Origin of the sequence: Acidovorax bellezanensis (assembly GCF_025421555.1) — a bacterium.
GTDB classification, from domain to species: Bacteria; Pseudomonadota; Gammaproteobacteria; order Burkholderiales; family Burkholderiaceae_C; genus Comamonas; species Comamonas bellezanensis.
The window spans coordinates 93959-109701 of record NZ_JAODYH010000005.1; the positions used below are offsets into that span (position 1 = coordinate 93959).

Here is a 15743-nt window from a genome sequence, read left to right on the forward strand (position 1 = left end):
TTTCTGCGGGCACTTTTTCAGGTCAGCAGGCATTAATTATTGAAGACCCTGCAGGTCCAGCTTGTCCGGAAAATGGGTTAAGGGGCTAAGAAACTTATGAAAAAAATGGTGTTGGTGCTTGATGAATCTGGCGCAAAAGGGTACGCAAAAACCAGAGAAAGATATGAAGGCGAAATTGGCGTTATGGCTGGATTCCTGTACACGGAATCTGAAATAAGAAACACCGAGATTTATCTTGACAATGTCTTAAACCGCTACAGAAATGATTCTGGAAAAAAATTTCATATCACGGACCTGGACAAAAAATCTCAGGCCAATCTAAGAGATGAAATTTTTCATTTCATGGAAAGATATAAGTTCCGTTGGTTCTATCAGGCCGTGTATGCCGAAGGCTTCCATCAGTCGGAGTTTTCCAAAGGACGAGGCGGAGATGAGAACGGCAATGAATCCCTGCATGTGAAGCTTTTCCAGCATATGTTCATCATGGGTTTGAGCATGGCAAACCTAATTGGCATCAAGAAAATAAATCTAACGGTAAAAACAGATCGTATCGACAAAGGGATACTAAAGATATTCAAGCAGGTAGGAGTGGAAACTTTAGGCATTATTCTTGGAAGAGATCGTGATATTTTCCGATACGTACCCGATGACGAGCCTGGAAAATTCAAGAAAGAGCATGCCATCTTATCGATTAAGAGCGATGGCATGCCAATATTCGAAGAAATTCAATTTGACATTGAATGCGAATACTCTTCTCTTACGATAATGGCGGACATATTAGCAAACTCAGTTCACCACTACCTTAATAAAGCGCAAAAATCCAACCTCGGCATTTTTCTCAATAACAAAGAAGTGCTAAAAGAACATCCCGTTATCCACCTAGCCATTGCCTCCAAAAACGAAGAGCATATCCCCCCTATGTTGGATATCATTTACCGCAGAACAAAAGAAATGACCGCATCACCAGCGACGCCAGAAAAAAGCACGTAACTATTTTTGGCATTCACCATCTATTTCACGCTCACTTTTAAAGGAGACTTACCACATAGGCATCTGCGCCTGGACTATTCGCGACACCGTGATAGAAGACCGCCTGCCAGTCGTTCTCCGACATCTGCATGTGTGCCGCCCACCCCGCCAACTCGATAAAAAGTGCTTGGACTGTCGCAACATCCGTAAGACCCTGTTTCAGACGGAGCGATTTTCTCGGATTAACAACCAGCTGCCCCCAGAGACCTCGAAGCGTGTTCTCAATACCAGCACGCAAAATAACGTTCTCAATCTGCCACTGCACCGCAAGCAAGGCATCGCCCGTCACGTTGAATGGAATGATAGACACCTTAGGGGCATTCCAAGGCGGTTCAAATCGAGCCGTCAAAGCTCGACCTCCGACAAAGTCATCAAAATACGGGTGAACCCCGCGTTGCCCAAGGACTCCTCCTTGGTAGTTCTCACCCTTCGCGTGATTGCAACGATGACAAGCAGGAACGAGGTTCAGCGAATAAAGCGAGAACTGCGGAAAAACCTCCTTCGGCAGGTGATGGTCCAAGGTGGCCGCAGCGCCTCCCCCGCAGACTGGGCAAGAGCCTCGTGTCGCATGCCGTAGCACGTCGATATAGGCGAAAGGGCCGGGAGGCGACCTGTAGAGTGCATGCAAGGACGGCTTGATGTCATCAAAAACTTTTGTGGGTGGGAGCAGCCAAGGGTTACCTTCAGCCTGAAGGTATTCCCTGTACTGCAGTCCAATATCAGCTCGTCGGGCAGCGACAGCCAGCCTGTGCTTTCCACGCTTGGGGAGCAGCGTCAGTGCCTGGTGATCGTCTACAGCGGGCGCATTCAGTTTCCTCATCCCGCCTTCTCCAGCTTGCTGCGCAGCAGCATCAATGCTTCTACGCTCAACTCGCCTGCGTAATGTTCGACCAGCTCGGATATGCTCGCGCCCCTGAAATCCTCGGAATTCAGGAGCTCCTCATACAGGTGCTCATGCAGGTCATCACCAAAAACTTCATCGGAGATGGAGGCAACGTTAGCGCCCAGCGTCTGCATTCGGGGCGAGGTGACAACAACCCCTTCTCCCGAATTTGCGAGGATGTGAACCTGTTCAGCTTGCACTTCTCGAACAACGAAAGGCGAATGCGTCGCGACGATTGCTATGGAGCGTGCATCGTTAAGAACATGATTAAGCACTCGCATGAATCTTGAAATCAAATTTGGATGGAGGAAGTTCTCCGGCTCATCGACCACGATGACGGAGCCCGGACCTGCATTGGCCAATGCAATCAAAACGAATCGTACAAACGCATACTGACCGAGGCTTAACTTTCGAGACTTGTGTTGAGAGTCAACAAATTCGATCTCTCGATTCATGTCGAGCCGAAGAATTGCATCCAATCGAGTCTGCTCGCCAATGTTGTCAGACCACACATGCAGGTCATCGAAGCGGCCCTTGCCAGCGATTTCGATTCGTCCACCATCATTGACCGGCACAGCAAGGACTAGCCACGGGAACTCCGCCTCGAGAATCTGACTAAGTGAGTGCAGCCGACTCCCGCGCTCGTCAAAGCCTCTGGCGATTTCTGGCAACATCGCTGTGAGTAGTTCGGCGACCTTGCGGCTCCTCTTCCGAGAGTCCAAGGAGAACGCACGCACTCGAGCGGAACTTGCATTCGAGCGCCGCACAAACTGCGACAGAGAGGTCGAGTGCGCGAAAGCCAGAACTTGATTCACGTCTGGCCGTGGGTCGATCCGTGCATGCCGGTAGTCTCGGTCCACCAGAGCCTGTGCCAGCTTAGCCAGCGAAGTAGTTTTACCGAGGCCGTTCTTACCGACCAAGACCGCGATACGGCCTCGTAGTGCCCTCCGCTCAAATCGGAACGAGAAGCTAAGCCTTGGCGGAAGGCCTGTCAGCCTAGCCTCAAATGGAACTCGTACGTCGACCTCTGATCTCCCGTTCCTCACGAGTACTCCTGCCCCATCCTTTGCCGCGAGATATGCCTCGCTGGAGCGAATCATTGAATGGACATACACCTTGCTGGAAAAGAAATCCGTCCAGTTCGGTACAGGTTGTCCCACGTCTCTGAGCATCGCTACATCGTGCAGCGCCGCAAGCCGCTGTCGAGCAAGATCGAGCCCAAGTTCCATGCGCAGTGCTGAGTAAGACTTGAGGTCAGTCAGCAGCGCTGCATACGGCTCATGAGCATCCTTCAGCGGAGCGCTAGTTTTTCCCCCTTCGAGAAGCTTTGCGGCAAGGCGTCTGAGGTTGCTCTCACCTCGCACCGCGAGCTTCCCATCGAGCCAGAGCATTCGTTCAGAGAGCCCTAAACGGAATCCGAAGTGAGCCAAGATGGAGAATCCGAAGTCATTCCATCGGTCCTCAGAAGCGACTACTGCCAGTTCTGCACCAGCGCTCTCGGCCGCCTTTTTGCTGGAGTACAGAAGCGGCTCTATAGGGTGATCGAAAGTTTGTGCTGGGGGCATTGGACAGGTACAACTAGAAAGTCAGGTGAGCCAAGTTTCGGGATGGAGACGCAAAGGTAGTCGCCGCTCATAGACACCCGAATTGACTGATTTAGCATGGAGATTTTTTGCAGCAGGCAGCCGAAGCGTGCACCACATTCAACTACTTCAGGAGTACGCGCTGTTTTGACTTTTCAAGAGCCCGGTTCAATTGCTTTGCAAAGTCCTCAAGCTCAATTCCAAGCGCCGCACACCACTGCCGCAACTCGATCACATCAAGTCTGCGCTCCCCTCGTTCGCATTTGCTCACAAACGTCTGTGTAGCTTCGAGCGTCATCGCCAAGCCTTCTTGTGTAACTCCTAAGTCCTGACGGACTTGCCTTAACACACTCACAAATGTCATGTACTCGTTGCTGTGCAGGGACTTTTCCATCGGTGGTGCAGGCCTTAAACGTCGGCAGCTTGAAGTCTTTTTTGGTATAGTCAAAATTAGAATAGTCTGTTTTAGACTACCGACAATCACTTTGAAGCTATGGACACTGTGTGATGGCAGACTTAACGCCCCTGACCGGAATCCGGCTGGAATATCTATGCGCGCGGCTCCTCGACTGCGACATGATCGGGACAGAAAACGGGCCTTTCGCTATTTACATGAACGACCAGAGCATTGCCGTGTTTGGCGACCCCAAACGCGTGGCCTACAGGTCGTTTACCGAAGAAGCTGCTTCGGACGTTCTTGAAATGGCCAAGGAACTTCATGCGTCATTTCACGCGACCAATGGAGTCGCAGAATGCCAGATTGATGACATCAAAACATCAGGAGCAAGCTACATAGAAGCTGCGATGAAAGCCATCGTTTTGCACCATTCGGCAAGAGATGGCTCCGGATCGAGCGTCAACGCGACATCGTTATCGAAGGCCAATCCCGACGGTGGCCTTCAATGAGCTTGGTGCTGTTTCTCGACTTCGACGGTGTGCTACACCCCCTTCATTGTCACGAATCCCGGCATTTCAGTAACCTCGAACTGTTTGAGCAGTCGGTTCGCTCAATCAACGACCTCCAGATCGTGGTTTCATCGACTTGGAGGCTGTCCCGGTCGCTTGAGCAACTGCGGGAGCGCTTTTCACAGGACGTCGCCAAGAGGATCGTGGGATGTTGTCCTCCTTTTCGTTCTCTTTCCGATGTCCCCCCCAGCTTGGTTGGCTATGAGCGCGAAGCCGAGTGCCGCGCTTGGCTGCGCGCCAACGCAGCACCATGGACGCTTTGGCTCGCAGTGGACGATAGCCCGTGGCTCTTCCGGCCATTTAGCAAGAACCTCTTGGTGCTAAACAAACGGACCGGCCTGGACGCCGCAGCCTGCGTAGAACTAAGGCGCCGCCTGAATGGCGTGTCCCCGTAGTAAAGATGACTGCGAACCTCTCCGCCCCGTATTTTCCGGCCATGGCATTGCGTCACACCGATGTTGCTCTTTACATAGATTTCGACGGTGTCTTGCATCACCAAGCAGCAATGTGGCATCACAAACGGGGCATCTACATGAACCCCCTAGAGGCGCCCGGGCGATCACTATTCGAGTGGGCTCACATTCTTGAGCACATGCTCGAGGAGTTTCCAAACGTCCAGTTAGTCCTTAGTAGCACCTGGTGTGTGAAGCCGGGATACAGCCAGTCACTCCAATGGCTTCCTGCTACCTTGCGCGCGAGGTTCGTTGGGGGAACATTTCATCGTCGGCACCACGGGGCGGACCCCTGGATTTTGGAAGCGTTTCGCGCTACACCGCGATGGCGGCAAATACTGGCTGACGTCGAGCGTCGCTTGCCCCGTGCTTGGTTAGCATTGGATGACGACGTCGCCGACTGGCCCGAACAACTTCGGCAGAACCTGATCGCTTGCAACGGCACGACGGGATTGTCATGCCCCCACGTTCAGGACGAACTTCGAGAAAAGCTAAGAAACTGCTCGTAGTTACGGGAAGGTTCGAACCGGCTTTTGTGCACAAATCGACGCCACCAACAGACTCATGCAGCAACCGCCACTGAGCTGGTTTTGAGGCCTACTGTTTGGCTAAATCGACTCTGCGGCACCACTCGTGCATGCGACTCCACCACCTGCCACCAAACGTGCATACGGTGCCGCGTTTACCTGGGCGCTTGAATGCATCCACCAAGCTGTGTCGATGGTGTTGTCGGAGGCTTTGTACAGGCCGAATACCTTGACGTTTGCATGAGTTACGTCACCGAAGAATCCGCCAAAATTGACAACAACATGTTGTATTTTGGCGAGAAAGCTAAATTCCCGAATTCAGCCGCGCCGCGCTCGAAGCGCTGCGCGAGCCGCTGGAGACCGGCCACATCACCATCGCCCGGGCCGCGCACCGCGCGCAATTCCCCGCGCGCTTTCAGCTGGTCGCCGCCATGAACCCCTGCCCTTGCGGCTTCTGGGGCTCGACGCTGCAGCCCTGCCGCTGCACGCCCGACCAGGTGGCGCGCTACCAGGGCAAGCTCAGCGGACCGCTGCTCGACCGCATCGACCTGCACATCGAAGTGCCGGCCCTGCCGCCCGCGCAATTGCTGCGGGTCGGCGCAGGCGAGACCACGGCGCAGATCCGCGCGCGTGTCGTGCAGGCCCATGCCGCGGCGCTGTCGCGCCAGGGCCAGCCCAACCAGGGACTGCAAGGCCAGGCGCTGGACCAGCACCTGCAACTGGCCCCCGCGGCCCGCGGCTTCGCCCAGACCGCGGCCGCGCGCCTGGGCTGGTCAGGCCGCAGCCTGCACCGCGTGCTCAAGGTGGCGCGCACCATCGCCGACCTCGCCGGCAGCAGCACCACCGAAACCCCGCATGTGGCCGAAGCCGTGCAGTACCGGCGGGCGCTGCTGGGCAGGCAGTAAGGCCGGCTCAGCGCGCGCGGCGCAAGCCCTGGCGCCGCCGGGGATCCTCGATGCGCCAGACCATGGCCACGGCCAGCAGCTTGAAGACCAGGGCCAGCCAGAAGATGTGGCGGTAGTCGTAGTGCGTGGCGATCAGGCCGCCCAGCAGCGGGCCCAGGGCCATCATCAGGTGCGAGGCGGTGTCGGACACGGCGATCAGCATGGGCAGCTCGTCGGGCTTGCCGAACTCCAGCACGAAATTCTGCGAAGCCACCTGGTAGCCGCCAAACCCCGCGCCCAGGCCGCAGAACGCGACGAGAAACACGGGCAGGGAAGCGCCGGCGATCAGCAGCGCGGTGGCGGTGCACCACAGGCCCACGCTCAGCAGGAAAACGCGTCGATAGCCGCTGGTGTCGGCGATCTTTCCCCAGACCAGGTTGCTGACGGTCTGCGACAGCAAGAAGGCCAGCGAGAAGTAGCCCAGCGTCGCGCCCGACAGGCTCACGTACTTGCCGGCATAGAGGATGTAGAAAGGCACGGCCGACGTGCCCAGGGCCGCCAGCGCCCGGGCATAGAAAAAGCGCCGGTAATCGGGATCGACGCGCAGCATGGCGGGAATGTCGGCCAGGCGCTGCATGAAGCGCGAAGGCTTGGCCCGCACCTTGAGCGCCTGCGGTTCGCGCACAAAACTCAGGGCGCTGATGCCTATGCTGGTGAGGATGAAGGCCAGCATGAAGGTCGAGGCATAGCCGTTGCCGAAAGCATTGGTGCCGACCAGGTATTCACCGCCCAGATAGGCCACGCCCGAGGCGATGAGCCCGCCCAGGAAGTTGCGCAACCCTATCAGCCGGCCGCGCTGGGTGACCGGAATCACCTTGGACATCAGGACGTTGAAGACCACGCCCTGCATGCCGCCAAAGAAGCCGAACAGCGCCAGGAAAATGCAGGCGGCGATCAGCGCCCACTGCCCCGAAAGCACGAAGGCGCTGATGGCCAGGCAAAAGATCTGCAGGCGCATGAGCCAGCCCACGGAATACACCACGCGCATCACGCGGTCGCGGTGCTCGATGAGCGTCGCGCCCCAGATCGAGGACAGGGCCATGCCCAGGAACTGCGCGCCCAGCGCCAGGCCCACCGCCATCTTCGACTCCGAGAGCGCGAACACATAGGCGGGCACGAAGGTCGGCGCATGCATCAGACGAAACCCCGTCAGCCCCAGCATGCCGTGCGCCAGATGGGCGCCGAAGTTGCGCGGCAGATCGCGCTGCACCTGACAGTGGTAGGCCCGCTCCGCCACGGACAGCTCCTCGGCGCAATGGGCTGCAGACTGCAGGCGCTGGTTCATGGACTGCTGGGAGCAGGCTGGGCGCTGGCGTAGGACAGGCAGGCGCTGGCGGGCGTGGCAGCGTCGCAGGGAAGGGCTTCGCGCACCGCCTGCAGCCACGGCGGCTGCTCGCGCGTGCAAAGGCTGATGGGATGCGGCAGGTGGCTGGCCTGCGCGCACAGCATGGCGAAGTGGACTGCGTATTCGGGCGGGCGGGCGTCGGTGGACAGCTCGGCCAGGGCGAAAGGATCGGGCGGCGCGGGGCGCGAGACATCGACATGGGGGATGTAGGGCGAGGAGGAGGCGCAGGTGCCCGCCAGGCCCGGGCCGTCGAGCAGCACCGCGCCCAGCACGCGCTCGGGGCGCGCGCCCGCGATCAGCAGGGCGACGTAAGCGCCCAGGCCTCGGCCGCAGACGGTGGTCGGCCCCAGCTGCGCCAGGGCGATATCGACATCGCCCATCAGCGCTTCGCAGCTGTAACCGCCCCCGGCGGGAATGGAGGATTGGCCGTGGCCCGTGAAGTCCAGGGCGTAGACCGCGCCGGGCCAGTCCGCATAGGTGCTGCGCGCATGGGACAGGGAGGACTCGCCCAGGCCGTGCAGCAGCAGCAGGGGATGGGACTGCGGGGCGCTGGCGTCCTGCAGCCGGTGCAGGGCCAGGCGGATCCGGCCGTGCTGGAGGAATTCGGTCATGGGCGTGAATACCGGTCGGTGGGTGTCGTGAGGGCGGACGGCAGGCAGCAGGTCAGGCTTGGCGCAGGAAGTCGATGACGAGGTCCGCGGTTTCCCGGGGGCGTTCGATGTGGATGAAGTGGCCGGTGTCGGGCATGGCCAGCGCGCGGGCCGAGGCCGGCAGGTAAGGCAGCAGGTCTTCCATCTTGCAGTCCCAGCCCATGGGCTCCTCGATGGTGCTGAACAAGGCCAGCAAAGGGATGGGGAAGCCCGGCAGGCGGTCGGTCATCCAGCGCGAGCGCATGGCGCCGAAGCCGCCGGGCCGGATGGCCGGGTCTAGCTTCCAGCGCCAGCCGTCGGCATCCACCGAAGCGCCCTGGCTGACGAGATAGCAAAGCCATTCGTGGCTCAGCCGCGGGTTCATGCGGGCGCGGCGCCGGGCCAGCTCCTGCAGGGGGCCGGGCCGGCGTTCGGCCGTGGCGGCCGTGTGCCGGTGGTTCAGCCAGTCGGTAATGACCTTGGGCGACATGGAGCGGCGCGCGCGCGTGGCCGATTCCGGGTGCGGGCTGCGAAACGGCATGCCGTCTATGCAGGCGAAGCGCGTAAAGCGATGGGGCAGGGCTTCGGCCGCATGGATCAGCAGGGAGCCGCCCTTGCTGTGGCCGATGACGGGAAAGGGCAAGGGGGAAACGGCGTCGGCCACGCACAGCATGTCGCGTTCATCCGCAACCCAGCCGTAAAGGGCCGCGGCCGCGGAGTTGCCGTGGCCGCGCTGGTCGTAGGCGACGACGCGAAAGCCCGCATCGGCGATCAGCGGAGCGAAGACGTCGAAAGTGCGCGCGAAATCCAATGCGCCATGCACCAGCAGCACGGGCGGGGCGTCGGCCTGGCCCCATTCGTAGGTGGCCAGGCGCACGCCGTGCGCGTCGACAAAGCCCTGGCGCGCGGGCGGCCTGGCTCCAGGGAATGCATGCAAAGCCGCCTCGTCCGGTGGCACTGGCGGGTGTGCGGCAATTTCTTCGATGCGCGACATGAGATCTCCTCTGCGTTCCAGCCAGAACCCGGCAAATCAAAGTTCCAGGTATGCCAAGGCTTTTACGTCAGCTGTTTTCCATTTTTTAAAACCCAGCAAAATCAATGGCTTGCACCTGAAGTCTTGCAAGAAACCAGCGTACTTTTCTTAAATTAGTTTAAGAAGTATGTTTTGTGATGCTAGCACAAGCGCTTACAAAATTCGCGGGGCCGAGGTCCGGTTCCACGTCCGAATCCAGTGCCAGCGCACCCGCCTGCCACGCGCTCATCGCCATGCTTTCGGCAGGCTGCCACCGCAGCTGGCTTCCCCTCTCATAGGGCATCATTCAGCAGCGGAATTTTTAGTGGATTACGGTTTGTAAAAATGCATTGCGGCAAGCACTGAGAAACACTCAGAAATCCGTTTGTGCACTGCACAAATCCTTGAAAACACAGGAGGTAACCCTAGGAAAAGCCTCTGCGGCCAAGGTTTCGTTTGACCAATTTAGTGGTCTCGGTATGATTAATTTCAACCGGTCCCGCAAAGCCTTGGCGCTTCGCGGCGGGCTCGTGGCCGAGGCCGACGGGCCTTGTCGCCGGTGCGACCCTGGGCAGCAGCGTTTCGAAAACCAAGTACAGGAGACGAACGGTGACACCTTCAACCAAGACGGGGCCGACAAGGCCCGGGGCTGGCTGGCGCTCTCGCTGCCGTGGGTCGCAGGTCCAGGGCCTTGGGGCCATCGAGGTGCGCTGATGCAAACCTACATCCTGCGACGCCTGCTGGCCCTGCTGCCCACGCTGCTCATTGCCAGCATCATCGTTTTCGTCATCGTGCGCATGGTGCCCGGTGATGTGGTCGACCTGATGCTGAGCCAGAACGATGCCGGCTCCAACCAGCTGACACGTGAGCAACTGCTGGCCACCCTGGGCCTGGACAAACCCATCTGGGAGCAATACGGCATCTGGATCAGCGGCCTGCTTTTCCGCGGTGACCTGGGCCAGTCCCTGTGGCAGAACGAGGCTGTGGTACACATGATCGCGGCCCGCCTGCCGGTGACGTTCGAGCTGGGCCTGCTGGCGATGGTGATTGCGCTGACCGTGGCCATTCCAATCGGGGTCTACTCCGCCGTCAAGCAGGACACGGCCGGCGACTACATCGCGCGCTCCTTCTCGCTGCTGATGCTGGCCGTGCCCAGCTTCTGGGTGGGCACGATGATCACCGTCTTCCCCTCCATCTGGTGGGGCTGGTCGCCGGAAATCCAGTTCACGCCCTTCCTGCAAGACCCGCTGCAGAACCTGCAGCAGATGCTCATTCCGGCCATCATCCTGGGCCTGGCGCTGTCGGCCATCACCATGCGCATGACCCGCACCATGATGCTGGAAGTGCTGCGCCAGGACTACATCCGCACGGCCCGCGCCAAGGGGCTGGGCGAAATGCTCATCCTCACCCGGCATGCCGTGCGCAACGCCTTGATTCCGGTGATCACCTTGATCGGCAGCCAGGCGCCCATCCTGATCGGCGGCGCGGTGATCCTGGAGCAGATCTTCGTGCTGCCGGGCATGGGCCTGCTGCTGCTCGATGCCGTCAACCAGCGCGACTACCCCGTGGTGACCGGCGTGTTCTTTGTCGTCGGCCTGGCGGTGATGCTCATCAACCTCGTCGTCGATCTGAGCTACGGCTTGATCGATCCCAAAGTGAGGCAGCGGTAATGAAATCCCAAGCGATGCCCCTCCCGGCGGCCACCCGCAATCCGGCCCCTGCCCTGCCTTCACCCGCCAGCCGCTTCATCCGCAAGCTGTTCCGGGAAAAGCGCCTGGGCGCCATGGGCGCGGTCGTGGCCCTGCTGTTCCTGTTCGTCGGCATCTTCGCCGGCCTGCTCGCCCCCTACGGCATGAACGAAGTCGACATGGGCGCCCGGCTGCAGTCACCGTCCTGGAGCCACCCTTTCGGCACCGACAACCTGGGCCGCGACCTGCTGTCGCGCTGCATCTACGGCGCGCAGATCTCGGTGATCATCGGGCTGTCGGTGGCCACCATCGCCACGCTGATTTCGGCGCTGATCGGCATCATTTCCGGCTACTTCGGCGGCAAGGTCGACATGCTGACCCAGCGCTTCGTCGATGCCTGGATGAGCTTCCCCGGCCTGGTGGTGCTAATCGTGGTCGCCTCGGTCTTCGGCGCCGGCATCACCCAGATCATCATCACCCTGGGCCTGCTGATTGGCATCGGCGGCTCGCGCATCGTGCGCAGCGCCGTGGTCTCGGTGCGCGAGGACATGTACATCCATGCGGCCAAATCCATAGGCGCCTCCGCGCCGCGAATCCTCTGGCGCCATGTGCTGCCCAACGTGCTGCCGCCGCTGATCGTGCTGTTCTCCTCCAGCGTGGGCACGGCCATCCTGGCCGAGTCGGGACTGTCCTTCCTGGGCCTTGGCGTGCCGCCACCGACCCCCACCTGGGGCGGGATGCTGTCCGGCAACGGCCGCACCTACATGCTGCAAGGCCCCTGGCTGGCCCTGGCCCCGGGCATCTGCCTGACGCTGGTGGTGTACGCCATCAACGTCTTCGGCGATGCCTTGCGCGACATGCTCGATCCCCGGATGCGCGGCGCACGCTGAGGCCGGTGCATCCCCCTTAAAACCACAAGAGGAGACATGACATGCAGAGGACTTTGACCCGCTGGACCGTTGGCATCGCCCTGGGAGGCATGGCCGCCAGCGCCCTGGCCCAGGCCGAGGCGCCCAAGTACGGCGGCACCCTCAACGTGGCCACCGCCAGCACGGCCGTGACCACGCTGTCATGGGATCTGGCCGACTGGCAGGCGACGCTGCAAACGCGTGACACCGGCCAGTTCTACGAGCAGCTTTTCTCTGTCGATCTCTCCAAGGCCAAGAGCCGCGGCGGCAAGTACCCGTTCACCATCAGCGGCTGGCAGCCCACCGACGCCATGCGCGGCGAGCTGGCCGAAAGCTGGGCCTGGACCACGCCGCTGACGCTGGAAGTCAAGCTGCGCAAGGGCGTGAAATTCCCGGCCAAGACCGGCGTGATGGCGGAGCGCGAACTGGTGGCCGAGGACGTGGTCTTCCACTTCAACCGCATGAACGCCAGCGCCAAGCGCACGCAGAACTATTACGACCATATCGACAAGGTCGAAGCCAAGGACAAGCAGACCGTCGTCTTCAACTTCAACAAGTTCATCGCCGACTGGGACTACCGCTTCGGCAACGGATTCTTCTCCGGCATCATGCCCAAGGAAGTGGTCACGGCCGGCCCCGGCAACTGGAAGAACGCCAACGGCACGGGCCCGTTCATGCTGACCAACGTGGCCCAGGGCAATGCGCTGACGTTCAGCAAGAACCCCATCTACTGGGACAAGCTGACGCTGGCCGGCAAGGACTACCAGCTGCCCTTCGTGGACCAGGTGGTGCACCGCGTCATCAAGGATGAATCCACGCAGCAGGCGGCGCTGCGCACCGGCAAGCTCGACATCCTGTCCTCCATTTCGTGGGAAGCGGCCAGGGAGCTGAAAAAGACCTCGCCCCAGCTGAAATGGAACCGCTGGCTGACCCCCGCCGCCACCCGCGTGGCCTTGCGCATGGACAACAAGCCGTTCAACGACCTGCGCGTGCGCCGTGCGCTCAACCTGGCGGTGAACAAGCAGGAAATCGTCGACAAGTTCTACGGCGGCGATGCCGAGCTGTTCACCTTCCCCATGCACCCCGACTACATCGGCTACCACCAGCCGCTCAAGGAGCAGCCGGCCTCGGTGCAGGAGCTGTTCAAGTTCGACCCGGCCAAGGCCAAGAAGCTGCTGGCCGAGGCCGGCTACCCGAACGGCCTGGCGTTCAAGGTCCAGGTCTGCACCTGCAGCCCCGAGCAGATGGAGCTCATGCCCCTGGTGGCGGCCTACCTCGAAGGCGTGGGCGTGAAGATGGAAATCGTGCCCATGGAATACGGCGCCCACCTGTCGGCCATGACCAGCCACACCAATGGCGCGGGCTATGTGACCGCCATTCCCGACGTCAATCCCACCACCTCCTTGCGCATCAACTTCGGCAAGGGCCAGGTCTACAACGCGCCCATGGCGGACGACCCCAAGTTCGACGCCGCCGTGGCCGAAGCCAACTCCGAGCGTGACGAGACCAAGCGCCAGCAGATGCTGCGCGGGCTGACCAGCCAGGCACTGGACCAGGCGTCGGCCATCTGGCTGCCCGCGGCCTACCGCTACACCGCCTGGTGGCCGTGGGTGAAGAACTACGGCGGCGAGATGTACGTGGGCGCCGGTCGCTTCGCACCCATCCACGCCCAGCTCTGGATAGACCAGGACCTGAAGAAGAAGATGGGCAATTGAGTCCGGCGGCGCAAGCCGCTGGCTCGACTTGCAACCCTTGACCCAGCCCGGGAGGACAAGCCATGGCAGAACCTGTGCTTCAAGTCAGAAACCTGACGACGCGCTTCAAGACCGAGCGCGGCGTGGTCACCGCCGTCGACGACGTTTGCTTCGACGTCCACGCCGGCGAGACGCTGGCCATCGTCGGCGAGTCGGGCTCGGGCAAGAGCGTGACGGCGATGTCCATCCTGCGCCTCATTCCCACGCCGCCCGGGCGCATAGAGCAAGGTGAAATCCTGTTCGACGGCCAGGACCTGCTGCAGCTCGACGACGCGCAGATGCGCAAGATCCGCGGCAACCGCATCGCGATGATCTTCCAGGACTCGATGGCCTCGCTCAACCCGTCGCTGACCATAGGCAAGCAGATCGCCGAGCCTATCCAGCTGCACCGCGGTGCCAGCTGGGACGAGGCCTACGACAAGGCGCGCGACTTGCTGAGCATGGTGCAGATCCCGGATGCGCAAAGCCGGCTGTCCGCCTACCCGCACCAGTTCTCGGGCGGCATGCGCCAGCGCGCGATGATCGCCATGGCCCTGGCCTGCGAGCCCCGGCTGATCATCGCCGACGAGCCGACCACGGCGCTGGACGTGACGGTGCAGGCCCAGATCCTGGACCTGCTCAAGGATCTGACGCACAAGGCCCGGACCGCCATGATTCTGATCACCCACGACATGGGCGTGGTGGCGCGCTACGCCGACCGCGTGGCCGTGATGTATGGCGGCCGCATCATCGAGCAAGGCCCCGTGCGCGAGATTTTCCAGCGGCCCCAGCACCCCTACACCCAGGGCCTGCTGGCCTCGATCCCGCGCATCGACAGCGACCCCGACGCGCCGCTGCCGGCCATCGAAGGCATGCCGCCCGACCTCTCGGCACTGCCCCCGGGCTGCGCCTTCGCGCCGCGCTGCCCCAAGGTGAGCCACCGCTGCGAAAGCAGCCGACCCGCGCTGACCGCCACCAGTGCCGACCACGCCAAGGCCTGCTTCCTCGCCTGACCACCGCGCCAACCCAACTTCGAGTACGCCCCATGGAAGACATCCTCACCGTCGAGAACCTGAAGATCCACTTCCCCGTCATGCAAGGCCTGATCTTCAAGAAGCCGGTGGCCACCGTCAAAGCCGTGGACGGCGTGTCGTTTTCGGTCAAGCGCGGCGAGACGCTGGGCGTGGTGGGGGAAAGCGGCTGCGGCAAGTCCACCACCGGTCTGGCCCTGATGCACATGCTGCAAGCCACCAGCGGCCGCATCCTGTTCGAAGGCCAGGACCTGGCCGGCTACAGCCGCGCCCAGGTCAAGCAGTTCCGCCGCCGCGTGCAAATGGTCTACCAGGACCCCTACGGCTCGCTGAACCCGCGCATGAAGGTCAAGAACATCATCGGCGAGCCGCTGGAAGTGCACGGCCTGGCCAAGAACCGCCAGCAATACGACCAGCGCGTCGCCGAGCTGCTGCGCATGGTGGGCCTGCTGCCGGACATGGCCGAGCGCTATGCCCACGAGTTCTCTGGCGGCCAGCGCCAGCGCATTGGCATTGCACGCGCCCTGGCGCTGGAGCCCAGCCTGATCATCTGCGACGAGCCGGTCTCGGCGCTGGACGTGTCCATCCAGGCGCAGGTCATCAACATCTTCAAGAGCCTGCAAAAGCGCCTGGGCCTGACCTATGTCTTCATCGCCCACGACCTGGCCGTGGTGCGCCACATCAGCGACCGCATCGCCGTCATGTACCTGGGCCGGGTGGTGGAAATCGCCTCGCGCGACGACCTCTACCAAAACCCCAGGCACCCCTATACCCAGGCCCTGCTGTCGGCCGTGCCCGAAGCCGACGTCGATGCCGAAAACAAGAAGCAACGCATCGTGCTCCAGGGCGAAATCCCCAGCCCGCTGCGCGTGCCTTCTGGCTGCCGCTTCCACACCCGCTGCCCGTCCGCCATGGCGCAGTGCAAGACCCAGGACCCGGTGATGAGCGAGCACGGCGGCGGCCATGCCGTGGCCTGCCACCTCTACGCCTGAACCACGCCACGGCCCCCTCGA

At 61.2% G+C, this 15743-nt stretch carries 15 protein-coding genes and 1 pseudogene; 10 read left to right on the plus strand and 6 right to left on the minus strand.

From position 1 onward, the window contains the following. The first annotated feature begins 96 nt into the window (after positions 1–96). Positions 97–990 carry a hypothetical protein gene (locus N0K08_RS11945; protein ID WP_261500579.1) on the plus strand — a complete coding sequence of 298 codons (894 nt, stop codon included), beginning with the start codon at positions 97–99 and terminating at the stop codon, positions 988–990. Between the two features lie 37 nt (positions 991–1027). On the opposite strand, the gene N0K08_RS11950 is transcribed toward N0K08_RS11945, so the two are convergent. The 3 genes from N0K08_RS11950 to N0K08_RS11960 all read right to left on the minus strand — a co-directional run bounded on the left by N0K08_RS11950 (position 1028) and on the right by N0K08_RS11960 (position 3889). Next, positions 1028–1549, minus strand: coding sequence for a hypothetical protein (locus N0K08_RS11950; protein WP_261500580.1), 522 nt, complete (start codon positions 1547–1549; stop codon positions 1028–1030). Positions 1550–1845: 296 nt separating this feature from the next. Further along, a complete protein-coding gene (locus tag N0K08_RS11955) occupies positions 1846–2586 on the minus strand; it encodes an ATP-binding protein (protein ID WP_261500581.1) in 741 nt (246 codons plus the stop codon). 1033 nt (positions 2587–3619) lie between these two features. After that, positions 3620–3889, minus strand: coding sequence for a helix-turn-helix domain-containing protein (locus N0K08_RS11960; RefSeq protein WP_261500582.1), 270 nt, complete (start codon positions 3887–3889; stop codon positions 3620–3622). 113 nt (positions 3890–4002) lie between these two features. On the opposite strand from N0K08_RS11960, the gene N0K08_RS11965 reads away from it, so the two are divergent. The 4 genes and pseudogenes from N0K08_RS11965 to N0K08_RS11980 form a co-directional block, all read left to right on the plus strand. Next, on the plus strand, positions 4003–4401 hold the full coding sequence (locus N0K08_RS11965; RefSeq protein WP_261500583.1) for a hypothetical protein: 399 nt from the start codon (positions 4003–4005) through the stop codon (positions 4399–4401). Beyond that, positions 4398–4856 carry an HAD domain-containing protein gene (locus N0K08_RS11970; protein ID WP_261500584.1) on the plus strand — a complete coding sequence of 153 codons (459 nt, stop codon included), beginning with the start codon at positions 4398–4400 and terminating at the stop codon, positions 4854–4856. The genes N0K08_RS11965 and N0K08_RS11970 overlap by 4 nt, the downstream gene beginning before the upstream one ends. Positions 4857–4897: 41 nt before the next feature. Continuing rightward, positions 4898–5422 (plus strand): HAD domain-containing protein, encoded by a 525-nt coding sequence (locus N0K08_RS11975; RefSeq protein WP_261500888.1) that lies wholly within the window; start codon positions 4898–4900, stop codon positions 5420–5422. 329 nt (positions 5423–5751) lie between these two features. Beyond that, a pseudogene (locus N0K08_RS11980) lies at positions 5752–6345 on the plus strand (ATP-binding protein); the annotation flags it as partial. A gap of 7 nt (positions 6346–6352) precedes the next feature. Here N0K08_RS11980 and N0K08_RS11985 read toward each other — a convergent pair. The 3 genes from N0K08_RS11985 to N0K08_RS11995 are packed head-to-tail and all read right to left on the minus strand — an operon-like array spanning position 6353 to position 9352. Next, positions 6353–7669: an MFS transporter gene (locus N0K08_RS11985; protein ID WP_261500585.1), complete on the minus strand. Its 1317-nt coding sequence runs from the start codon at positions 7667–7669 to the stop codon at positions 6353–6355. After that, positions 7666–8340 carry an alpha/beta fold hydrolase gene (locus N0K08_RS11990; protein ID WP_261500586.1) on the minus strand — a complete coding sequence of 225 codons (675 nt, stop codon included), beginning with the start codon at positions 8338–8340 and terminating at the stop codon, positions 7666–7668. The genes N0K08_RS11985 and N0K08_RS11990 overlap by 4 nt, the downstream gene beginning before the upstream one ends. Before the next feature lie 52 nt (positions 8341–8392). After that, positions 8393–9352 carry an alpha/beta fold hydrolase gene (locus tag N0K08_RS11995; protein ID WP_261500587.1) on the minus strand — a complete coding sequence of 320 codons (960 nt, stop codon included), beginning with the start codon at positions 9350–9352 and terminating at the stop codon, positions 8393–8395. A 731-nt stretch (positions 9353–10083) separates the two neighbouring features. Between N0K08_RS11995 and N0K08_RS12000 the strand changes: the two genes are divergently transcribed. The 5 genes from N0K08_RS12000 (at position 10084) to N0K08_RS12020 (ending at position 15722) form a co-directional block, all read left to right on the plus strand. Next, entirely contained in the window at positions 10084–11040 is a 957-nt protein-coding gene (locus tag N0K08_RS12000) for an ABC transporter permease (protein WP_261500588.1), read from the plus strand. After that, a complete protein-coding gene (locus N0K08_RS12005) occupies positions 11040–11948 on the plus strand; it encodes an ABC transporter permease (protein WP_408642944.1) in 909 nt (302 codons plus the stop codon). Before N0K08_RS12000 ends, N0K08_RS12005 begins: the two co-directional genes overlap by 1 nt. Before the next feature lie 41 nt (positions 11949–11989). Further along, positions 11990–13681 (plus strand): ABC transporter substrate-binding protein, encoded by a 1692-nt coding sequence (locus tag N0K08_RS12010; RefSeq protein WP_261500589.1) that lies wholly within the window; start codon positions 11990–11992, stop codon positions 13679–13681. A 62-nt stretch (positions 13682–13743) separates the two neighbouring features. Next, positions 13744–14712 (plus strand): ABC transporter ATP-binding protein, encoded by a 969-nt coding sequence (locus tag N0K08_RS12015; RefSeq protein WP_261500590.1) that lies wholly within the window; start codon positions 13744–13746, stop codon positions 14710–14712. Positions 14713–14744: 32 nt separating this feature from the next. Further along, positions 14745–15722: an ABC transporter ATP-binding protein gene (locus N0K08_RS12020; protein ID WP_261500591.1), complete on the plus strand. Its 978-nt coding sequence runs from the start codon at positions 14745–14747 to the stop codon at positions 15720–15722. The last annotated feature ends 21 nt before the right edge of the window (positions 15723–15743 follow it).